Below are 22321 nucleotides of genomic sequence, written 5' to 3' on the forward strand. Positions count from 1 at the left end.
GAGGGGGCCGCGGTCTGGCGGGGATGATTCGCGGCAGGCTTCAATTTCTGGCGATTTTGTGACCACGTGGCGCTCTCCCGACTTTTTATCGCGCACCCCGATGGCCGTGCATTCCTCCATCCGCAGATGCGTCATGACCATGACGATACTCTCGAGATCTCAAGGCGTGCACAGCACCAGACGAAGATCCACCGTGCCGCGGTCGGCTCCGGCCGTCAGCTTGAAGCCAAGGTCCTGGGCCAGGTGCTGCATGCGCAGGTTGCCTTCCAGGGTTTCGCCGCGCAGTTCGCCGATGCCGCGGCTGCGCGAGCAGGTGATGAGGCTCTGCAATAGCAGGCGCCCGAGCCCCTTGCCCTTGCATCCCGAACTGACGACGATGGCAAAATCCGCGACGGCGTGGTCGGGATGGGACACGGCACGGATTTCTCCCAGTGAACGCTCGACACCGTCGCTGCCGCGCTCGATGGCCACCAGCGCCATCTCGCGATCGTAGTCAATCTGGGTGAAGCGAGCGAGCTGGGAGCGGGGCAGATGGCGCATCGCGGCAAAGAAGCGCATGCGTGCATCCTCTGGATCAAGGGAGCGAATGAGATTGCCGAGTGCGATTTCGTCCTCCGGTCGGATCGGACGGATCAACAGCTGCCGACCGTTCCAGTCCACTTGCTGCTCCAGTTCTTGCGGATAGGGGCGAATCGCAAAGCGTCGCAGGCCGTGCTTGCGGCCGCTTTTTTTCGATGCGGATGCGGGTGTTCAAGGCAAGCACACCGGAGGTTTCGACATGCAGCGGATTGAGTTCGACGCCAAGCACCTCGTCGATATCGCTGAGCAGTTGTGACAAGCGCACCAGCGCCGTGCGCAGCGCTGATTCCAGCGCCGCACGCTCATTACCGCCAAGCTCCTCGGCAAAATGGCTGCGCGCCAGCAGGTCCTGGGCCAGGGTCGGGTTGAGCGGCGGCAGGGCGACGACGAAAGCGCCTTCGCCGGATCTTTTTGCAGCTGCGGCGGGACCAAGGAAAATCACCGGACCGAACACCGGATCGTCGGCAACGCCGAGACGCAGGGCAGGGGCGCCACTGCGTGCGGCGCTGGGTCGCAAGAGGTAGTTGCTGACGCGCTGCCCCGGGTGTTGAGTCTTGGCAATGCGGCGCAGGTCGCGAACGGCGGCATGGATGTCGGCCGGCGAGCGGAGTCCGGAGGCGAGCGCTGCAAACGGCAGGGCGTTGGCCAGGACCAGGCCGAGATCGACCGGATAGCCGATATCGTCAGCGCTGCGGATCGCCGCATCGATGTTGCGCGCCAGCTGATACTCGGCAGAGTCGATGCCGTAGGCGTGCAACAGGCGGCGCGCCTGGACCGGCGTCAGCGTCTCCATGCCGGCCGCGATCGCTTCAGCGACCACTGTACGGGCGGCAGTGGTGTCGGGGGAGAAGCCATCCGTCTGCGACGGCGGCATCTGCATCAGCAAGCGCCGATTGCGCTGGTAATCGACGATGCCGAGAAAAACGGCGATGGCCTTGCCCGGTGAGTCGTGGCTCAGGACCCCGTGCGCCGCCGCAATGCGCTGCGCCTCGAGCATTGCCGTACCGCCGACCCAGCAGGTGAACACGTTGCGCCCGCTGTCCTTGATCACTTTGCACAAGGCCGCGGCGATCGCCGTGCTTTGCGCAAACGGCGACGGCGAACAGACGGTGAGCACGCTGTCGGTGTCGCGGTCGTCGAGCACCGCAGCCAGCGCCGCCGCCCAGTTTTCCGCCGAAATGTTCGCCGGCAAGGCGAGCGGATTGCTCGCCGTCAAGCGCATCTGCAGGCGTTCGCCGAGGCGCTTCAGGGTGTCCTTGGAAAGTGTTGCCAGCTGGCCGCCGGAAGCTAGCAGCGTGTCAGCGGCAATCCGCCCGAGACCGTGACCGTTGGCCAGAATGGTCAGCCGTTCGACGCGCAGCGAACGCACCCGCGCCATCGCCTCGGCGGCTTCGAACAAGTCTCCCAGAGTGTCGATGCGCACCCAGCCGGCGCGGCGCAGGGCCGCCGCGTAGACCTCGCTGGCGGTAAACGGCTCGCTTGCTGGCTGCCTGCTCGCCATCCGTCCGCTGCGTAAGTAGACGACCGGCTTATTGCGCGCCGCGGCGCGCGCTGCGGACATGAATTTGCGTCCGCCGGTGATGGCATCGAACTGCACCAGGATCGACCCGGTATCCGGATCTGCCGCCAGCCAGTCGAGAGCGTCGGCGAGATCGATGTCGATGCTGGCACCCAGGTGCAACACCAATGAGAAGCCGATGCCCTTGCTGTCGGCGCGATCAAGAACGGCGGCGGTAATTGAAGCCGACTGGGTGAGCAGGGCGATTTTTCCGGGCCGGGCGACGATCGGGGCGACGCTGGCGTTGAGAGCATTCGGTGGCACGAGGAGACCGCCGCTCCCCGGTCCGAGGACGCGTAGCAGGTACGGTTGCGCCGCAGCGAGGATGGCCTTGTGAGCCGCCACGATCTGGAGGCTGTTCATCCTGTCGCGCAGCGACATGCCAACGATCACCGCCCGTGTACCGCGTGCCCCGAGTTGGCTGATGATCTGCGGGACGTGATCCGGCGCTGCGCAGACGACCGCCAGATCAGGCACCACATCCAGCCCGTCAAGACGCACATGGGTGCCGATCGCGAAGCGCCAGGCTTTCCTGGCGGTGACGGAAATGAGCGGCCCGGAAAATCCACCGGCGCCGAGATTGCGCAGCACCACCTCGGCGTAGCGGCTCGGCTCGTCGGGTTCGGCAACAATGGCCACCGACCGGGGACGAAAGAGGAATTCCAGATTCCGGATAGTCATTGGAAAGGTGCTGTGTTCTTTGCCAGAAATTGCTTTGCTGGCCGCAGGATGACGGCGCTCGGCAGCCGGCCATCAGCATACCTTCATCAACACCGAAGTTGAGAAACTGAATGCCGCCTGGGGTTCGTACTGGCGAGCTTCGTAAGGCGATTGCTCGAGCGCTGGCCAATAGCCATGTGCTGGCCGACAAGCAGCCGACAAGCAGCCGACAAGCAGCCGACAATCAGCGCGGCCGTTCTTGCAAATAGGCTTCAAGTGCAGGTTTCAGCTGGCCCGGCTTGAGCAACTTCTCGGTGAGCGCCAGCGCCTTCTTGACATCGTCCAGCGACATCTGGTTGGCCAGCACCTGACGGTTCTGCGCCGCCTGTGTTTTGCCCTTGCCGGCATAGGCCACCGAGACGTTGTACAGCGCCATGGCCAGGATCTTGTCCTGCGCCACGCCCTTGCCGCCCTGGTAGAGCACGCCCAGGTTGCTCAGCGCATCGATGTCACCCATCTCGGCGGCCGGACGATACCAGCGCGCTGCCTCGGGATAGTTCACCGCCATGCCGACACCGTGCTCGTACATCGCGCCGAGGTTGTACTGGGCATCGCTGTTGCCCTGCTTCGCGGCTTTCAGGTACCAGGCCGCCGCCAGTTTCAGGTCTTTCGTCACTCCGTAGCCGTTTTCATAGAATACGCCCATGCCGTACTCGCCACGCGCATCGCCGCTTTCAGCCAGCGGACGGGTTTCCTGCAGCGCCTTGGCGTAATCGCCGGCCGCGAAAGCCGCGGCGGCTTCGTCGAAGCCGGCCTGCGCCGGCGGTACGGTCAGTGCCAGGCTCGAACAGAGCAGCAGGCGCACGGCAGTCGTGCACGCTGCGCGAAGCAAGGAGGTGTCAATCATTTTCATGGCTGTCTGTCTTGATGTGGCATGTGCCATTTCATTTATGAATTCCAAAAAAAAGCGCGGGGCGTTCGCTGAGGAAAGATGGAAACACCCCGCGTGCTTGATCGTTTCGGCGAATTACATCGGCGCGGCGCGCGCGCCGTGTTGGCGAACGGCGATCAGTCGGCGATGGCCTTGACCTTCATCGCCGTTTCCAACTTCTTGATGTCTTCCGGGGACAATTGCGGCCGGTCGATCTTGATCGTCAGTTTGTTGAACTTGGCGGTCAGCGGGAAGGGCGGCTTGTAGTCGGCGTCGTTGATGCCGGTGATGGTGTCCGAGCCGATGTCGAAGCTCTCGTCCCACTGCAGGATGACCGGAAGCGTTTTTTCCATCGTTTTGCTGGCCACCACCTTGCCGTCCACCTTCAAGGTACCGGTGCCACTCTTGCCGATGCCGGAGAAGTTGTTGAAGGCCATCGTGCCGACACCGAGTCCGTCATACTTGAAGTCGAATTCCAGAATGTGCTGACCGGGAGCGAGCGCCTGCGGGCCTTCCCAGGTGATCGATTCAAGCGCGAGCAGGTTCCAGCAGAACACCGGCTTGCCCTTGAGCAGGTAGAAACCCCAGCCCGCAAAACGCCCGCCGGAAGTCGCGATCATGCCCTCGGCCCCGCCTTCCGGCACGGTGATGTCCGCCGTCAGGGTGTAGGAGGTGTTGAGCAGGTAGGGCGCATCACCTTGCGGAACGCCGGTCATCGGCCGCGTGTAAACCAACTCGGAGAGACCCGCGGTGAGGCTCGGACGGGGAGACGCGACGCGGGCGCCGACCGACGCATCGAGCGGGAAGACCTGGTACTTGTTCGCTTCCGCGACGAACATCTGGCGCATCTCCTTGACCTTGTCCGGATGCTGCGCGGCGATATCGGCGGACTGGTTGAAGTTCGTGCTCAGGTCATAGAGTTGGAAGACCTGGTTGTTGAGCGGATCCGGGTTGGCGGCACTGAAAGCGTCCCAGGGCGCACGGTCGACCTTGGTGCTCAGCAGCCAGCCTTCGTTGTAAAGAGCCCACTGGCCCATCATCTCGAAGTACTGGATCTTGTGGCGAGATGGCTCCTTGGCGTTGGCGGCATCGAAGGTGTAGGCAAAGCTGGTGCCCTCGATGGGCTTCTGCTTGATGCCGTCCACGTACTCGGGCGCGGCGATGCCGGTGACTTCGAGCAGCGTGGGCACCACGTCGATGACGTGCATGAACTGCTCGCGCAGGCCGCCCTTGTCCTTGATGCGCGCCGGCCATGAGATGACCATGTTCTGGTTGATGCCGCCGAGCCGGGAGGCGTTCTGCTTGAACCAGTCGAAGGGTGTGTCAAAGGCCCAGGACCAGCCCGCCGACATGTGGTTGTAGGCGAATTCGGTGCCCCAGGCGTCGTAGAATTTCATCTGCATTTCCACCGGCGGGCGCACGCCGTTGAAGAACGCGACTTCGCTGAAAGTCCCTTCTGGTCCGCCCTCGGCGCTGGTGCCGTTGTCACCGTTCTGGTAGATGATCAGCGTGTTGTCGAGCTTGCCGAGGTCCTTGAAGCCCTGGATCACGCGGCCGATCTCGTGGTCGCTGTAGGCCACATAGGCAGCGAACACCTCGACCTGACGGATATAAAGCTTCTTCGCCTCGGGGGTGAGCTTGTCCCACGGGGTAAGGACGTCATTGGGCCAGGGGCTTAACTGTTCGTCCTGCGGAATGACGCCCAGCTTCTTCTGGTTGGCAAAAATGCGCTCGCGCAACTTCTCGTAACCGTCGTCGAAGAGATGCATGGCGTGGATCTTGTCCACCCACTCCCGGGTCGGGTGATGCGGCGCGTGCGTGGCGCCGGGCACGTAGTATAGAAAGATCGGCTGCGTGGGGTCGGTCTGGTGAATCCGATACATCCAGTCAAGGGCGTCGTCGGCCATGGCGGTGACCAGGTTCCAGGAGGGCTCCTTGCCGGTGACCGGCCAGATCGCGGCCTTTGCATCCGAGCGATCCATCTTCAGGCTTCCCTCATGACCCAGCCACGGGTAAATCTGCGTCGTGTTGCGGAAGAGGTTCGGCCCCCACTGGTTGGCGTCGCCGCCGACGAAGCCGTAGAAGTAGTCGAAGCCCATGCCCGTCGGCCACTGGGTGAAGGGCCCGACCTGGCTGGCCTGATAGGTCGGCGTGTTGTGGTCCTTGCCAAACCAGCTCGTGGCGTAGCCGTTGTCGCGCAGGATACGGCCGATGGTGGCGTTTTCCGGGCCGATGATGCTGTCGTAGCCGGGGAAGCCGGTGGCCTGCTCGGCAATCACGCCGAAGCCAACCGAGTGATGGTTGCGCCCGGTAATGAGCGCGGCACGCGTCGGCGAGCAGAGCGCGGTGGAGAAGATGCGGTTGTAGCGCAGCCCGTTGGCCGCGATGCTGTCCATGGTCGGTGTCGGGATGACGCCGCCGAAAGTGCTCGGCACGGCGAATCCGGCATCGTCGGTCATGATCAGCAGGACATTGGGCGCGCCTTTGGGCGGCACCACACGCGGCGGCCACCAGGGTTTGGACTGCAGGGCGTCATCCTTGATGACACCGCCGAAGGCCGGTTCTGGCGCCGGCAGTTGCTTGCCGCTGATGGTGGTGGTGGCACTGGGTGAACCCAGCGTGCCGGTAAGTTCCTGAGCCAGTGCGCTGCCGCTTAGGGCCGCCAGACTGAGCACGCAGGCGAGCACTTGGGCCCGGCGTTTAGTTTTGCGCATGTTTTTCTCCGTCAAAAAGGTTATGCATAGTAGCTTATCACTGGGGTAATGAAGGGCGATTGGCCCGGCATTGTCACCCACGCGTATTACAGCAGACTGACGCCAGGGGCAAGGGACGGGCTGTACGCCGAGAATTATTGCCGGCAAAGCGTGTTCAGAGTGCATTGGCGATGGCAGCAATGGCCCGCGCGACATCTTTGGCGTCGGTCGCGCAGCCACAGACCGAAACCCGCATGCGGCGTCGCCCGCGCCTGGTGGTCGCCCCGCGTTTGGCCACCTCGCGTGTAGTCGCCAATAGTCACCGTCGCCTTGCAGTCCCAGACAAAGAATCGCCCAGTTGGCGGCAAGTTATCGGACGGCGGGCAGGGTCGGCGGCACGATGCGCAGATAGCTTGGGCCGCCGCTGGCGTCGTCCCTGATCAGCTCGAAACGCGCCGGGCGGCTGCTTTCCGGTATGTGCTGGCGCAGGGTTTCAAGCCAGCGATCGAGTTCAGGCTGGTCGATGTGGCGGCTATAGACCGCCCATACCGTCCATACCGCGCCTGCCGGGCGGGTCGGCAGCCGGGCAGCGATGTCGGCCGGGTCGTCAGCGAGCGTGGCGCTGATGCCGGTGTCGACGCTGTTCTGGCGGGTCATCGGCGCAGCCGCCAGTGTTGCCGGGCGTGGCTGCTCTGCTGCCGTGCTGACCGGCTGCTCGGCTGGCATTTTGCGCTCGACCTGTTTGGCTTCCTGCCGGGCGATCTCGCCGGTGGCGCCCTCGCGTGCCGGGCCTTCTTCTTTCGGGGTGTTTGTAATGCCGCTTGCCGCCATCTTCGCCGGGCGGCTTGTCTGTTCCGTCATCCGGGCTGCGGCTGGAGGTGCAGGCTGCGCCGCGCGTGCGTCGGCGCGCGCGTCTTGTGCCATGCCGCTGCCGGGTGCGGCATGGCGTTCTCGTGCGGCGAGTTTGCCCTTGTCTTGCGCGCCTTGCCGCATGGCGCCAGGGGTTTGTTCCAGGGCGACTTGTGCTTCGGCAAGTGCGGGCTCCGCGTTTTGGCCAAGTTCCGCTTTCTTCGACGCGTCCTTCGTCAGCATTGCTGTCTGGAAAGCGTCTTGCACCGCGACTTGCTGCGCGTCGGGGGTGAGGGTGAGCACGAGTTGCGTGCTGATTGCTGCCAGCAAGCCAGCCAGTGCCGCCCAACGCAGGTCGAAGCAGCGAAAGCGGAGGAAGGCGCGATTCTTGACCGCGGTGGCTGCGGGGGCAGCTTGGGTGGCTGGCGCGGTAACTGCTTGCGCACGCAGCCATTCTTCGCTGGCCGGCGCAAGCGCGGCGCCAAGCATGGCTTGTGGACTATCGCCTTTGGCGATGCCCGTCAGGACGGCCTCGCGGCGGGGAGCTTGTGCAGATTCAATGCTGGCGGCCATCTTCAGGAAGTTGGCTTCCAGGCTGGCGGGTGGTTCAAAAGCCGAAGGAATGGCCTCGAGGCGCGCGGCTGTCTCTGGCGCTGGGCTGGGCGAGGTGGTTACCGTGGCGGCTGCCTGAGGTGGTGTGGCAATTGCCGTGGTCTGTGCAGCCTGTGCCGCTCGCGCAAAAACTGCCTCGAATTCAGCCTCGGCCGATGGGGTATAGGCGGGCAGCTCGCATAGCAAGCGGGCCAGGCGGTCTTCGCCGCGCAGAAACTTTTCGAAGGCCTGGCTCACCTGGATCACGCCTGTGCCTCCAGTTCGCGGCGCAGGCGGGTGAAAGCGTAGCGCAGGCGGCTCTTGACGGTTTCGAAGCCTTCGCCGACGGTGTGCGCGATTTCTTCCAGACTCATTTCGCTGAAAAAGCGCAAGACCACCACTTCGCGCTGATTGGCGGGCAGGGCGAGCAAGGCCTGGTGCACCCGGTCGAGATTCTGGCGCAGGGCCAGTTCGGCTTCCGGCGCGAGATCCTCGGTGGGCGCTTCGAGGCGGCTGTCGTCGAGTTCCGCGCGTTGCTTTTCGGCCGAAGAGCGGCGCAGGTCGAGCCACAGGTTGCGGGCAATCTGGAACAGGAAGGTCCGGAAGGCCGCTTGCGGTTTGTAATCCGCGCAGCGTGTCATCAGCTTCTCCCAGCTGCGCTGGGTGATGTCTTCGGCCTGGGCGACATTTCCCTGGCACTGCCAGGCGACGAAGTTGAAGAGCGCCCGGTTGTGGCGCCGGAAGAGCTCGCTAGCGGGTTTCTCGACCAAGCCGTTGGCAACCAGCAGCATCAGGTCTTCATCAGGCAGCGCGGCAAGTTCGGCGGCGGTCTTCATGGCGCGCAGTATAGACCGGCCGCTCCGCCCGCGGGCGAGCAGGCGCGCAAAGCGGGCACCAAGCGCTGCGAGCGGGTGCTGTATCAGCCCGCGGGCTTGCTCCCCAGGGCCGCCGCCAGATCAATCAAGCGCAGGAACTCGCCGCGGTAGCCGTACTTGTCGCTGCCGGTGTTGGCCAGCGCCAGCTTGCGGACGTCGGCATAGCGCCAGTCGCCGGTGTATTTGCCGCCGCGCAGAAGCTGTCCGTAGGCTGCCACGGCGCTGGCGAAGCGAAATTCGCTACTGGCGGCCTCGAACGTTTTGATTGCCTGGCGTTGTAGAGGGAAGTCGATGAGCTGGCTGGTGCTGCTTCCGGGCTGTTTATAGCGCAGCTTGAGGTGGCCGAGTTCGTTGCCCAAGGGGCTTTCGACGCTGGCTTGCGGGGTGTAGCGCAGCGCGTCGACGCTGGCCTTGCTGCCGGCCAGGGTCAGTTCGTAGAGTGCGGTGACGGTGTGGCCGGCGCCGATATCGCCGGCATCGATCTGGTCGTTGTTGAAATCCTCGCGCGCCAGCTGACGGTTCTCGTAGCCGATCAGGCGATACTCCTTGACCACGGAAGGATTGAATTCGATCTGCACTTTCACGTCGCGGGCGATGGTGGCCAGAGTGGAAGTCATCTCATTGACCAGTACCTTGTGGCCTTCCATCAGGCTGTCGATGTAGGAATAGGCGCCGTCGCCGACATCGGCAATCTGCTCCATCATCGCTTCGTTGTAGTTGCCGGTGCCGAAGCCGAGGGTCGACAGCGAGATGCCGGATTTGCGCTTTTCTTCGATCATGCTTTTGAGCTGGCGCGTGTCGGCGATGCCGACATTGAAATCGCCATCCGTAGCCAGCAGGATGCGGTTGATGCCGCTTTTGATGAAGCTCTGTTGCGCGGCGGCGTAGGCGAGTTGAATGCCGGAAGCGCCGGCCGTGCTGCCGCCAGCCTGCAGGGCATCGATCGCCGCGCTGATGGTGGCTTTTTCCGTGCCGGCCGTCGGTGGCAGGATCACCCGTGTTCCCGAGGCGTAAGTCACCAGCGAGATGCGATCCTCGGCGCGCATCTCGGCGACCAGCAACTTGAGCGAGGACTTGAGCAGCGGCAGCTTGTCCGCGCTGTTCATCGAGCCGGAGACGTCGACCAGAAAAACCACGTTCGCCGGCGGCAGGGCTTGTTTGGCGACATCCTGCCCCTTGATGCCGACGCGCAGCAGTACGCGCTCCGCATTCCAGGGGGCGGGTGCCATCTCGGTATGCACGGCAAACGGACGATCGTCTTTCGGCAATGCGTAGTCATACGGGAAGTAGTTGATCAATTCCTCGACGCGCACCGCGTCGGCGGGCGGCAATTGGCCGGCATTGAGCATGCGTCGCACATTGCTGTAGCTGCCGGTGTCGACGTCGATGCTGAAGGTAGACACCGGCGCTTCGGCGACCTGTTTGACCGCGTTGTCCGTGAGCTGGCTGTAGCGCTCGCGCGCCTCGGGCGGCATGGCTGCCATCGGATAGGCGGCCGGTGGCGGTAGCGTGGCGACGGGTCTCTGATCGGCGGCCACCCTGGCCGGTGTTTCGAGCTTCGCCTCGTTTGTCCTGCTCGCCTGGCTGGGCGAGACGTTTGTGGCCATCATCTCGGCCGGTTGTGGCGCCGCCTTGGCCAGCATCGGCGGGGCTGTCGGAGCGGCTGGGGTGGCTTGCGCGGTCGGGCGAGTTTCGCTCTCGGCCACGCGTCCGAGCGCAGATTGGTCGCTGCGTGGCTGTGACTGGGTGGGCGTGCCGTACTGTTGCGACGGCCCACAGGCGGCGAGCAGGCCGGCCAGCAGCATGACGAGCAAGCGGGATGGGGTGCGAGGTTTCATGGTCAGGCTCCTGTTTCTTGGTCCAAGTTTCGGTGCGCCGAGGCGCGATCTCTTGACGCTTTTTCGCATTCTTGGGTGACGAGTGCGTGAATGCGTGAATGCGTGAACGCGGATGCGTGATAGTGAAACGGACGAGAACAGAAAACCGGGTCAAGTCGAGCCTGATTTTTTTATCGGTCGGTCGCTCCGCGCTACTGCGGCCCACCGGCACCCTCCGGCTGGCGGATGGCTTCTACGTCAGGCGTACCGCTGACGATTCGATCGCGCACGCTCCTACATCTGCAGGCGGCCGGCGTAGCCAGTCATCTCCAGGTAGCCGCGGCCGCTGAGGGCGCCTTCGAGACGGACCAGACCTTCCCAATAGACGACCGGCAGCGGCCGGCTCGTTGCGAGTTCCTGATCGTCGAGTATCGGCCGCGTGCGTACACTCAGCTCGCCGAGACGGATTTCGATCTGCACCGGGTAGCTGGCGCGGCTGCGTGGCGAGGACCAGTTGCGGATCGGCGTGAAGACGACTTCGTCGGCGGCGAACTGGCGCATACGACCGTGGGCATCGCGCCAGGCGGCGTGCGCGAAAACGGTCGCGCCTCGCGCGTCGCGCATGCGAAAAGCCATCAGCGCGCCACCGTCGTCGAGGTTGATGCCCACCCAGTCCCAGCCGACGGCGCCGTCGCCAAGAATGGCGGTCGACCATTCGTGATCGAACCAGGCACGGCCGCTGGCCGCCTGGCGCTGGCCGTCGAGGACCAGCGAGCCAGTCACCTGCAGCTGTGGCCAGCTGACGTAGTGGCTGCTCAGATCCGGGGCGTGGCCTTTGCGGGAATAGCCGCCATCGCCCTGCAGCATTAACGGCTGCGATGGCGTCAGCGTGAAGTCGTACGAGAACTGGGCGCCCTGCATCTGCAGCCTGAAAACCTCACCCGTGCTGCGCTCCTCGCGGTGCATCCGCCAGGCGCCGATGTGTACGTCGCAGTCGCTGCTCGAAAAGCCGGCGCCAAGATTGGCGCGCGCGGCGCGTTCGCTGTGCACAAGACGCTCGCCGGGAATGGTCAGCGCGGCGTGTGCAAACAGGATCTGGTGTGCCGCAAGTGGCGAGCGCAGGTCTTCCGCGCTGCCCGGTCGGCTGCGAAAGAAGGTCAGTTGAAAACCGATATCGGTCCGTGGCGAGTCGAGGGCGCCGGTGACGTACCACCATTCGGTACGAAAATCCGGATGCGCGCCGTGGTCACGCGGGAAAGCCAGTTCGACGCCGCGGCTGACCGGTGCATAGGTGACCGGCGGTCGCACCGGTGCCGCCAGGGCCAGCGTCGGCAGGAGCAGGGGAGTGCACAGGAAGCTGCGGCGACGCACGGGTGGGTTTCCTTCCGCCTACTGGGCGTTGGCCAGGACCTGGGCGACCGGCAGGCGGGTCGCCTGGCGCGCCGCGTAGCGACTGGCGAGTACCGCCGCCGCCAGGGTGATGGCCGCGCCGGCGAAGACCACGGCCCAGGGAATCGCCAGCGTCATTCGCCAGTGAAAAGCCTGCGGATTGACGACATGCGTCAGGATGGCACCGATGGCGATCCCGCAGGCCAGGCCGATGAGCAGGCCGACGGCGGCGATCAGCGCACCTTCGAGCATCACCGCGTGGCTCAGCATGCGGCGGTCGAAACCCAGCGCGCCGAGCGTCGCCAGTTCACGGGCGCGCAGCCAGACGCTGGCGGCCAGCGTCACCGCCAGTCCGAACAGACCGATCAGCATCGCGGCGGCTTCGAGCGCGTAGGTCACGGCGAAGCTTTTGTCGAAAATCGACAGGCTCAAGCGGCGAATGGCGGCGCTGTCGGCGACTTCCAGGCCGTACTGCTCGGCCCAGGGCGCCAGCCAGGCGCTGGCCTGCGCTTCCTGCCCGGGCAGCGTCCACAGCGCCAGGTCGGTGGGCTGGAAATCACCGCCGAGTTGCTGATAATCCTCCCTGCTGATGACCACGGCGCCGAATTGCCGGCCGTAGTCGCGCCAGACGCCGCCAATGAAAACTGGAACCTGGCGTCCGAGCAGCGGCAGCTGTAGCGTCTGAGCGGGCGCCAGGCGGTAGATTTCGGCCATTGGTTCGCTGATCCAAACCGCGGGCATGGCGGCCGGCGGCGCCAGCAGCGGGCCGGTAAACGGCAGGCGTGCTGCCGGGTCGCGAGGCTCGATTTCGCGTATCAGGAGTGCCACCTGCGGTCGCTGCGGGTCGATGGTCAGCGCGGCATTGGCCATGCGCTCGACTTTGGCGAAGGGTGCGTCGGGCTGTGTCAGGGCGCCGAGCAGGTCCTGCGGCAGCGGCGTGGCCTTGCTGCGCAGGTAGAGCGGCGCCGGCAGGACGTGATCGAGCCATTCGTCGACGGCGATGCGAAAGCTGGAGACCATGATCACCATGCTCGCAGTCAGGGCGAAACTGACGATCAGCCCACTGGCCGCCACCTGCGCCATCAGCGGCGCCTGTGCGACATTCTGCAGCGCGATGCGTTGCGGCGCCGGCAGGGGCTGCGCGCTGAGCCAGCCGAAAAGCAGTTGCGTGAGCAGCGGCGCGCTGGCGATGCCGACGACCAGCACCAGGGCGATCGACGCATAGCCGGCGAGCGGCAGTTCGAACAACGGCGGCAGCTGCGCCAGCGCGAACGCGGCCAGCGCCAGTAGCGGCGGCTGCAAGGGCAGCGACGACAGAGTTCGCAGCCGCGCCAGCCAGGAATGCCGAGAATGCCAGGAAGTCCCGGAATGCGCGGCGAGCGCTGCCTCAGCAGGTGGCCGTTGTGCAAAGCCGGTCTTCAGTGCCTGCGCCAGCGGCTGCATGCGGTTCAGGTAGGCCGGGTAGCTGGCGCCGGCCAGGCTGGCCAGGCAACCGAGTGCCAGGAAGAGCAGCGCCGGTGCCGGCGCCGGGACGATCAGCGGGGCGCTGCCGGCGAAGTAGCCACCGCCGAGATCGCCGCCGAGCAGCTGGGTGAAGGCGACGGCCAGCGTGTAGCCGAGGGCCAGCCCGAGCAGCGCTCCCGGCACGCCGATCGCCACACCTTCGAGCAGGACCTGCAACAGGCGCATGCGCGGCGAAAGGCCAAGGACGCCGAGCAGGGCAAACTGCGTCGAGCGCTGGGCAACCGCGGTCAGCTGCGTGGCAAAGACCAGGAAGGTGCCGGTGAGCAGGGCGACCAGCGCCAGGACGTTGAGATTGACGCGATAGGCGCGTGAGAGGTTGGAGACGCGTGCGCTGTCGTCGTCGGCGGCGCGAATCAGCAGCCCCGCCGGCAGTCGCTGCGCCCACGCCTGGCGCCAGCTTGCCAGATCGGTATCCGGCGCCAGGCGCACGCGGCCCTCGCTGACTGCGTCGGCCGGGCCGAATCGCGCCTGCACCCAGGCAATGTCGGCGACCAGCAGCAGGTCGCCAGGGCGCGCCGCCGGCAGGTCGCCGGCGAGCGTCGCCAGCCACTGCTGCTCGCCACGCAGCAGCTTCAGGGTGTCCCCTGCGCGTGTGCCGGAGTCTTTGCCTTCCTTGCCCTGGCTGCCTTTGACTCCGTGGGAAAGCTGGTCGAGCAGGGCCGGCGAGGCGTAAACGCCGCCGTCGAGGATATTCGGCGCGGCGGCCTGCTCATCCTGGCGCGGCAGCAGGTCGGGCATTACCGCCGCGGCGCTGAAAACGTCGATGCCGATCAGGCGCACCGGGGTAGGCGCGTTGTCGATGCGCACGCGCGTTTCGATGACCGCGGCGACGAGCAGCACCGCCGGGTCGCGGGCGATGGCGTTGATTGTCGCCAGCGGCACGCTGCCAGCGCTGTCGCGCGCCGCGATGACCGCGTCGGGGTCGCCCTGGACGCTCTTCATCGCCCGTGAAAAGTCGCTCAGCGCGGCGTCGTTGATCAGATGGATCGCGTAGCCGAGCGCGACACCGAGCGCGATGGCCAGCATCGAGAGCAGGGTCGCTGCGCGCCGCGTCTTGAACTGGGCGCAGATCAGCCACCAGGAAAGCGTGCTCAGCGCCCGCATCCTGCCCGCTGGCAGCCCCTTACTGCTGATCATTCCCCGGCGCGCCGGCATCCCAGCAGGCCGTCCGGGGTCAGCGTCAGGATGCGGTCGCAGGACTGTGCGACGTGCTGCGAGTGAGTGACGACCAGCGCGCTGGTCTGTTGCTCGCGGACCCGTTCGAGCAGCAGCGCGAGGACCTCGTCGGCGGTGCGTGGGTCGAGGTTGCCGGTCGGTTCGTCGGCCAGTACCAGCGCCGGACGGTGCACCAGCGCGCGGGCAATGGCCACGCGCTGCAGCTCGCCGCCCGACAGCGACGCTGGCCAGCGCGGCCCAAAATCCGCCAGACCGACGCGTTCGAGCAGCGCCTGCGTGCGCGGCGTATGCTCGCCGGCGGGTACTCCGCAGAGCAGCAGCGGCACGGCGATGTTCTGCGCGACGGTCAGCGTGGGCAGGACATGAAAGGCCTGGAAAACGAAACCGATGCTGCGCGCGCGCAAGGCGGCGCGCGCCGTCTCGTCGAGAGCGACGATGTCGAGGGCCTGCGGGCCGATGGCGATAGCGCCGCGGTCGGCGGTATCGAGTCCGGCGATGCAGTTCAGCAGGGTGCTCTTGCCGACGCCTGATTCGCCGACAAGAGCGACGATTTCACCGCTGGCGATGGCGAAGGAGAGGGCGCTGAAGAGCGGCCGGCTGGCCCTGCGGTACTGTTTGGCGAGGTCGGCGACGCGCAGCATCGATCAGCCGCCGCCTGCCGCGGTGCTCGATCCAGGGGATCGGCAGCCGGACATGCACCCCCGCACACAGTTGCCTTGCGTCGATGCAGATCTCGCCGAGGTGCGGAGTGACAGCATCTTCTCCTCTCTGGTGCGCAGTGCGCTGTTCGGGTGCCCGGCGTGGTCCCGGACGTGGCTTGTCGCCGGCCGCCGGGTGGGCGACCGCCTATTTACTCGTCGAATTGGCCCGCAGGCCGCTCAAGATTTTCTGCCCGGCGCGGCCGTCGGCAGTCATGCCCAGGCGTTGTTGCTCGACCTTGATCGCTTCGCGGGACTTGGCGCCGATCATCCCGTCGGCTTCTCCGATCGGGTGTCCGCGGGCGAGCAGCAGGGTCTGTAACTCGCGGCGTTCGAGGCGCGACAGGCCCAGGTCATCAGTCGGCCAGGGGGTGACGAAGCCTTTGCCGCCCCTGATGCGGTCGGAAAGGTGGGCAATGGCCAGGGCGTAGCTTTCGGCGGCGTTGTAGCCATAGATTACGTCGAAGTTGCGGAACACCAGGAAAGCCGGACCCTCGGGGCCGGCCGGCAGGAGGAGTCCGGCGGCGCTATCGGTAGCGGCGATCGCTTGGCCGTCGGCACGGCGAACGCCGCGTGCCGTCCAGTAGGACAGCGGGCGCTTGTCGCGGCGGCCGGAAACGCTGCTGTCGAAGCCGGCCGGCAGCAGGACCTCGTAGCCCCAGGGCTGGCCTTCGCGCCAGCCGCCCTTGTGCAGGAAGTTGGCGGTCGAGGCCAGCGCATCAGGGACGTTGCCCATCAGGTCGCGCTTGCCGTCGCCGTCGCCATCGACCGCCAGGCGCAGGAAGGTGGACGGCATGAACTGGGTATGGCCAAAGGCGCCGGCCCAGGACCCGACCAGCTTATCCGGTTCGATGTCGCCGGAGTCGAGAATCTTCAGCGCACTCAGGAATTCGCCGCTGAAATACGATTGCCGGCGGCCGAAGCAGGCCAGCGTGCCGAGCGAAGTGAGCAGCGGGCGGCTGCCGAAGTTGCGTCCGTAGTTACTTTCGACGCCCCATACGGCAACAACCGTCGCCGCGTCGACCTGGTAGCGCTCACTGACAATGGCCAGGGTGTCGGCCCATTTGGCGCGCATTGCGAGGCCGTCGGCGACGCGTTCCTCGTCGACCAGGCCGGAAAGGTAGTCCCAGATCGGCGAGCGGAACTCGGGTTGGTAGTCGAGAAACTCGAGCACGCTGAGGTCGGGCGACAAGCCGCTGGTCAGACGGTCGAAGGAGGCTGTCGAAATGCCTCGCTTTGACGAAGCGACGGCACGCTGCGTCTTCATGCATGAGCTGAAGCGATCGTTCGGATCGACTTCCTGGGCGGCGACGGCGCTGGTCATCAGCGCCAGGGAAATGGCGAGGCAGGTGATTTTCATGGCAGGTCTGTGATCAGTGGGGACTTGGAAGGGAGGCTTGCGGCTAGCGAGTGCGTCAGGCTCGGCAGCTACCATGGAGAGGCGACAGCGAGGCAGGCGGTCGTGAATTCGCGCGTTCGATCGTGAGTGTCGCAGATTCAGCCGAAGTCAGGACTCGCGACTCGCGACCGGAAAAACTCAGGGCGTGCCGGGAGTGCGCGGACGACCCGTGGCGCGGCCCTGGTCGTCGTTCGACGACTGTGCGGGCGCGGTGCTCGCGCGGTACTCGTCCTCGCTGATGACTTCGCCCTCGATTACCCGTCCGCCCGCTGGTGGCGTTTGGTAGCCGCCTTGGCGGCCGGCCTGCTCCTGCATGCGTTCGTGCAGGTCGCGCAGGTGTTGCGGCAGGTGGCGCGTTTTCCACTTGAGGTAGGCGAAGATCAGCACGCCGACGACGAGCACGACGCCGAGCGCGAGGATCGAAAACATGAAAGCGACGACCAGAATCAGAATGCCGGCTGCAATCGTCAGCAGCTTGCCGACGACGCTCGTCGGGGGGGCCTGCCAGCGGCGCTCGGTAGGCGCCGGATTGTTGCTCATTGATTTTCATCGAAATCCTTGTGGGTACGTTCCGTGAGGAAGCGCTAGGTCTGCTGCGCATTGTAAAGTGTCCGTGGCGCGGCGGCCAGTCACCTCTCCTGGACCGCGTCGGCGGCTGGCCACGGCGGATGGAGTGGCGTTGGCTCTCCACTCAGGGCAAAAAAAAAGGCCCGCCAGGGGGGACTGGTCGGGCCTGTGCTGCCGCCGTTGCAGTATTCCCAACGAGGGGAGGGGAGGAGGAACACCGCAGCGACAAACGAATACTATCGGTACCCGTGCCCCGAGTCTGTGTGCTCTCTGTCTCGCTATGTGACAGCGTGTAAGAAGTCGCTTCAAAACTTCAAGTGATAGGCGAAATAAACACCACAAACTACTGATGCAAAGTATAAGAAAGACTCGTGCTATCTCGATTCGGTGAGGGTTTCGGGGCTGTGCCTAGATCCGAAAGGGATCGTCGACGCCGTCAAAAAGGCGGCTCAGGACTTGCTGCTCCCTGTCTTCGATGGCGTCCAGAAAGTCGCTGCTCGAGCCCATGCCCCGAAAGGCATTGAAGCCGCGGTCCAGGAACTGGTGCAGGTCGCCGAGACCAGCGAGTTGCGCGGGGTGACGCATCATTTTGAGAAGACTGCTCAGCAGCGGCTTTTTTGTCAGCCTGTCGAGTGCTTGGCCGGTTTCGCGAATCAGGACGATTTGGCGCTGGCGCTCGGCCCGGCAGGCGACGGCACGGTAGGCCGCGGCGTAGGCGGCTTCGTCGATGTGCTCGATCTGCCCGGCGCGACAGAGTTCAGTGACCATCGCCGAGTCGAGTTCTTCGGTCAAGGCGTCGAGTTCGACAGCCAGCGCGATGGTGCGCAGCGCCGACGCCGGCAACATCTTGATCAGCAAGGGCAGGATGCGCTCGACTTCCTCGTCGCGGCAGCTGAAGTCCTTGGGCCCGTAGAGGTCCGAGATGAAGAAGCTGGCGGCGGGTCCGAAGCGCGGACTGCCAAGCAGTTGGCGATGGCTGCGCACCAGGCGGTCGGCCTGCCATTCCCGCAGGTACAGGCGCGCGCGTGCTGCCGCCGGATCCACCTTCGCCTGCTGGCGCAGATTCTTCGCTGCTTTCAGGTGTCGGCGCAGTGCTGCGGCGCTTTGCTGTTTCTCTATTGAGGCTGTCGGATCGTTCATGGAGAGGATTATGCCCGGCCGCGCGGAGGCTGTTTAGAGGGCTTCGCCTAACGAGAAGCGCCGCTGCAACATACACTAGCTCTGCACCACAGCTTAGTGTGGAAGTAGTGTACGCGACTCACCAACCTTCCTTCGCCCGTCGTGGGAGAAGGGTCCGGGGTGAGGCGGGGAGTTCAGGAAGCATGCTCCCTGCCCGGCGAACGATTCCGGCGTGCAAGCCGGAATGCGCACTGCAAGTGAGAGGAGGGCGGTCATGACTTCCATGATCCGGTGTTTCTCGGCAGGTCATGATCGTTAGCAAGGAGTACTTGATGCCTCATTCTGAAACGTCGACCGCGCGCTTGGCCCAGCTTCAGGCGCAGCCGCTGGCCGAGCGCTTTGCCCTGCAGCAGGGTGCGGCACGCGGTGACCCGAATCCGCAGCGCGCGGTCCGCGAACGCCGTTTGGTGGCTCTCGATCAGATGCTGCGTGATAACGCGGTGGCGATTGGCGAAGCGGTCAGTTGCGATTTTGGCCACCGCTCGCCGGCTGAAACGCGTTTGCTCGAGCTCTTCCCGAGTTACGAAGCGATTCGCTACGCACGCCGCCACCTGCGCCGCTGGATGCGTCCGCAGCGGCGCTCGGTGTCGCTGTGGTTCCAGCCGGGGCGGGCAGAAGTTCGCTATCAGCCACTCGGCGCCGTGGGCATCATCGTCCCCTGGAACTACCCGATTCTCCTGGCCATCGCTCCGCTTGCCGCGGCACTGGCAGCCGGCAACCGGGCGTTGGTCAAGATGTCCGAGATGTCGCCGCATACCGCCGCGCTGTTCGCCACCCTGGTCGCGCAGACTTTTTCTGCGGACGAGTTGTCGGTGGTCGAAGGCGACGCCAGTGTCGCGCAGGCGTTTTCGCAACTGCCTTTCGATCATCTGCTATTTACCGGTTCGACTGCCGTTGGCCATCACGTCATGCGCGCGGCGGCCGATCATCTGACGCCGGTGACGCTTGAACTCGGTGGCAAGTCGCCGGCGATCATCGCTCCCGGGCTGGCGGCGAGCAAGGATTTCGCGCGCGCCGTCGAGCGCATCCTGATCGGCAAGTGCATGAACGCCGGCCAGACGTGCATCGCGCCGGACTATGTTTTGCTGCCGGCCGGTGACGAACAGGCGTTCATCGATTGCGCTCGCGCCGTCGTCGCCAGCGCCTATCCGCAACTGGCGACGAATGGCGATTACACGACGATCATCGACCCGCGCCACTACGCTCGCCTCAGCGCTTACGTTGACGAGGCCCGGGCGAGCGGCGCAAAGATTATCGAACTGGCCCCCGCTGCGGCTGCCGACGCGGCGAAGCGCTGCTTGCCGCCGTTGGTGCTACTCGGCGTCGGCGACACGCAACGCGTCATGCAGGAGGAGATCTTCGGGCCGCTGTTGCCGCTTCGGCCCTACCGGCATCTCGACGAGGCGATTTCTTTCGTGAACAGCCGGCCACGCCCGCTGGCGCTCTACTACTTCGATAGCGATCGCGAGCGTATCGAGCGAGTGCTCAATGAAACAGTTTCCGGCGGTGTGACGATCAACGACACCATCCTGCACATCGCCCAGGACGACCTGCCTTTCGGCGGTGTCGGCGCCAGTGGTATGGGCTGCTATCACGGTTTCGAGGGCTTCGAGACCTTCTCCTCCAGGAAGGGCGTCTTCCGGCAGTCGCGGCTGTCCGGCATCGGCCTCTTCAAGCCGCCGTATGGCCGCCTGTTCAAGCTCTTGACGCGGATCATCATGCGATGACTTACGGGCGTCGACAGTTTATCCAGACCGGGCTCGCCGGCGGCCTGCTACTGTCCTTTTCCGGTTGGCTCAACGCCGCCGGGCCGCGGCGTTTCAGCGCCGCCGAACGCGAGATGCTTGGCGCGGTGGTCAACGCCATGCTCGACGGCGTCCTGCCAGCGCAGGGCGGGCAACGGCAGCCACTGCTGGCGCAAACCGTCGACGGCATGGCGAAGGCCGTGGCCGGTCTTTCTGCAGCCAGCCAGCAGGAGATCGGCGAGCTCTTCGGACTGCTGGTGATTGCGCCGGCGCGCAGGGTACTTGCCGGCGTCAGCACGCCGTGGCGTGAGGCCAGCGTCGCCGAGGTTGGCGAATTCCTGCAGTCCTGGCGGTTCAGCCGCCTCAGCCTGCTGCAGAGTGCTTACGGGGCTTTGCACGATCTCACCTACGGCGCCTGGTACGGACGTCCGGAGGCCTGGCAGGCGATCAGCTATCCCGGACCACCGCGAGGGTATTTCTGATGGAAGATCCGATCAAGCTCGGCCTGGCTGGCGGCTGGAAACATATTGACGCGTCGGCATTGCCGCACAGCCAGACGATCGACACCGATGTGGTGATCGTCGGTACTGGTGCCGGCGGCGGCGTTACCGCCGATCTGCTCAGCGCTGCCGGTCTGCGCGTCGTCCTTGTCGAAGAGGGGCCGCTGCGCTCGTCAAGCGACTTCAATATGCTTGAAAGCGAGGCCTATCCCGAGTTGTACCAGGAATCGGCGGCGCGCAAGACGGCCGACAAGGCGATCAACATTTTGCAGGGCCGCTGCGTCGGCGGTTCGACGACGGTGAATTGGACCAGCAGCTTTCGCACGCCGCCCGAGGTCTTCGACTTCTGGCAGCGCCACTACGGTCTGCACGAGCTGAGCGCCGAGTCGATGAGCTCATGGTTCGCGGTCATGGAGCACAAGCTGTGGGTGCGTCCCTGGGATACGCCGCCGAACCCGAACAATGCGCTCCTCGCCGCCGGTGCCGCGAAGCTCGGCATTGCGGTCGGCCATATCAAGCGCAACGTCAAGGGCTGCTGGAACCTTGGTTATTGCGGTATGGGCTGCCCGACCAACGCCAAGCAGTCAATGTTGCTGACCACTATCCCGGCCGCCTTGAACCGCGGCGCGACGCTTTACACTCGCCTGCGCGCCGAGCGTTTGCGTTGCGATGGCAGCCAGGTCGTAGCGCTTGACTGCAGTGCACTGCAGTCCGACGGAATTCACCTTTCCGGCCGGCGACTGCGTTTTCGTGCTCGCCACTTCGTCCTTGCCGCCGGTGCCATTGGCAGTCCGGCGCTGCTCATGCGCAGCAGCGTTCCCGATCCCTACCGGCTGCTCGGCAAGCGCACTTTCCTGCACCCGGTGGTGATTTCCTCGGCACTGATGGACGATCGCGTCGACGCCTACGCCGGTGCGCCGCAGTCGATCTACAGCGATCACTTCCTGCACCAGGCGCCGATCGACGGTCCGCTGGGCTTCAAACTCGAAACGCCGCCGTTGCACCCGGTGCTCTATTCGACGACCCTGCAGGGCCACGGCGAGGCGCACGCTCGTCTGATGGGCGACTTCACCAAGGTCAATGTCGTGCTGGCGCTGTTGCGTGATGGCTTCAACCCCGCAAGCCGCGGCGGCCAGGTGCGCCTCGGCGCCGGTCGCCTGCCGGTGCTCGATTATCCGCTCGACGCGGTGATCTGGGAGGCCGCGCGCCGTGCTTTGCTGGCGATGGCCGAGATCCAGTTCGCCGCCGGTGCTCGTTGGGTGACCCCGGTGCACGAGACGACACCCGACTATACGAGCTGGGCGGCAGCCAGGAAAGGAATCGCCGAACTGCCGCTCAAACCTTTCCTTTGCCGGGTGGTCAGCGCGCACGTGATGGGTGGTTGCGGCATGGCCGATGCTCCGCAGCGCGGCGTCGTCGATCACCGCGGACGACACTTTTGGCTCGATAATCTTTCAGTGCTCGACGGTTCGGTTTTTCCGACCAGCCTGGGCGTCAATCCGCAGCTTTCCATTTATGGTCTGGTTGCTCGCAATGCCAGTCTGCTAGCCGCGGAGTTGTCGGGCCGGCCGCTTCCCGCCATCCCCTGAAG

The 22321-nt window shown here is 65.2% G+C and carries 16 protein-coding genes; 3 read left to right on the top strand and 13 right to left on the bottom strand.

Features of this window, described 5'->3' with window-relative positions:
• Positions 1 to 159: 159 nt before the first annotated feature.
• From E4Q23_RS16570 to E4Q23_RS16630, 13 genes are all read right to left on the bottom strand, one after another.
• Positions 160 to 660, bottom strand: a complete 501-nt coding sequence (locus E4Q23_RS16570) for a GNAT family N-acetyltransferase (protein WP_336511719.1) — start codon at positions 658 to 660, stop codon at positions 160 to 162.
• Positions 575 to 2818, bottom strand: a complete 2244-nt coding sequence (locus E4Q23_RS16575) for an acetate--CoA ligase family protein (protein WP_169067665.1) — start codon at positions 2816 to 2818, stop codon at positions 575 to 577. The genes E4Q23_RS16570 and E4Q23_RS16575 overlap by 86 nt, the downstream gene beginning before the upstream one ends.
• 223 nt (positions 2819 to 3041) lie before the next feature.
• Complete coding sequence (locus E4Q23_RS16580; RefSeq protein WP_169067666.1) at positions 3042 to 3710, bottom strand: tetratricopeptide repeat protein; 669 nt, start codon at positions 3708 to 3710, stop codon at positions 3042 to 3044.
• A gap of 155 nt (positions 3711 to 3865) precedes the next feature.
• A complete protein-coding gene (locus E4Q23_RS16585) occupies positions 3866 to 6442 on the bottom strand; it encodes an arylsulfatase (protein WP_169067667.1) in 2577 nt (858 codons plus the stop codon).
• Positions 6443 to 6790: 348 nt separating this feature from the next.
• Positions 6791 to 8128, bottom strand: a complete 1338-nt coding sequence (locus tag E4Q23_RS16590; RefSeq protein ID WP_169067668.1) for a hypothetical protein — start codon at positions 8126 to 8128, stop codon at positions 6791 to 6793.
• Positions 8125 to 8697, bottom strand: a complete 573-nt coding sequence (locus E4Q23_RS16595; RefSeq protein WP_169067669.1) for a sigma-70 family RNA polymerase sigma factor — start codon at positions 8695 to 8697, stop codon at positions 8125 to 8127. Before E4Q23_RS16595 ends, E4Q23_RS16590 begins: the two co-directional genes overlap by 4 nt.
• An 83-nt stretch (positions 8698 to 8780) precedes the next feature.
• The gene (locus tag E4Q23_RS16600) at positions 8781 to 10574 is read right to left on the bottom strand and encodes a VWA domain-containing protein (RefSeq protein WP_169067670.1); all 1794 of its coding nucleotides are present in this window, start codon (positions 10572 to 10574) and stop codon (positions 8781 to 8783) included.
• A gap of 273 nt (positions 10575 to 10847) precedes the next feature.
• The gene (locus tag E4Q23_RS16605) at positions 10848 to 11924 is read right to left on the bottom strand and encodes a lipocalin-like domain-containing protein (protein WP_169067671.1); all 1077 of its coding nucleotides are present in this window, start codon (positions 11922 to 11924) and stop codon (positions 10848 to 10850) included.
• An 18-nt stretch (positions 11925 to 11942) separates the two neighbouring features.
• Positions 11943 to 14603: an FtsX-like permease family protein gene (locus E4Q23_RS16610; protein WP_169067672.1), complete on the bottom strand. Its 2661-nt coding sequence runs from the start codon at positions 14601 to 14603 to the stop codon at positions 11943 to 11945.
• Positions 14600 to 15283, bottom strand: a complete 684-nt coding sequence (locus tag E4Q23_RS16615) for an ABC transporter ATP-binding protein (RefSeq protein WP_169067673.1) — start codon at positions 15281 to 15283, stop codon at positions 14600 to 14602. The genes E4Q23_RS16610 and E4Q23_RS16615 overlap by 4 nt, the downstream gene beginning before the upstream one ends.
• Before the next feature lie 205 nt (positions 15284 to 15488).
• Complete coding sequence (locus tag E4Q23_RS16620) at positions 15489 to 16700, bottom strand: lytic murein transglycosylase (RefSeq protein WP_169067674.1); 1212 nt, start codon at positions 16698 to 16700, stop codon at positions 15489 to 15491.
• Between the two features lie 177 nt (positions 16701 to 16877).
• Positions 16878 to 17279, bottom strand: a complete 402-nt coding sequence (locus E4Q23_RS16625; protein WP_169067675.1) for a hypothetical protein — start codon at positions 17277 to 17279, stop codon at positions 16878 to 16880.
• Positions 17280 to 17714: 435 nt separating this feature from the next.
• On the bottom strand, positions 17715 to 18446 hold the full coding sequence (locus E4Q23_RS16630) for an FFLEELY motif protein (RefSeq protein WP_169067676.1): 732 nt from the start codon (positions 18444 to 18446) through the stop codon (positions 17715 to 17717).
• Positions 18447 to 18757: 311 nt separating this feature from the next.
• Here E4Q23_RS16630 and E4Q23_RS16635 point away from each other — a divergent pair, with 311 nt between their 5' ends.
• Genes E4Q23_RS16635 through E4Q23_RS16645 form a run of 3 tightly spaced genes read left to right on the top strand, consistent with a single transcriptional unit; the run spans position 18758 to position 22319 of the window.
• Complete coding sequence (locus E4Q23_RS16635) at positions 18758 to 20212, top strand: coniferyl aldehyde dehydrogenase (RefSeq protein ID WP_169067677.1); 1455 nt, start codon at positions 18758 to 18760, stop codon at positions 20210 to 20212.
• Positions 20209 to 20712: a hypothetical protein gene (locus E4Q23_RS16640; protein WP_169067678.1), complete on the top strand. Its 504-nt coding sequence runs from the start codon at positions 20209 to 20211 to the stop codon at positions 20710 to 20712. The genes E4Q23_RS16635 and E4Q23_RS16640 overlap by 4 nt, the downstream gene beginning before the upstream one ends.
• Positions 20712 to 22319 carry a GMC family oxidoreductase gene (locus tag E4Q23_RS16645; RefSeq protein WP_169067679.1) on the top strand — a complete coding sequence of 536 codons (1608 nt, stop codon included), beginning with the start codon at positions 20712 to 20714 and terminating at the stop codon, positions 22317 to 22319. The genes E4Q23_RS16640 and E4Q23_RS16645 overlap by 1 nt, the downstream gene beginning before the upstream one ends.
• Positions 22320 to 22321: the final 2 nt, after the last annotated feature.

This window comes from Candidatus Accumulibacter phosphatis (assembly GCF_012939955.1).
GTDB lineage: Bacteria > Pseudomonadota > Gammaproteobacteria > Burkholderiales > Rhodocyclaceae > Accumulibacter > Accumulibacter delftensis.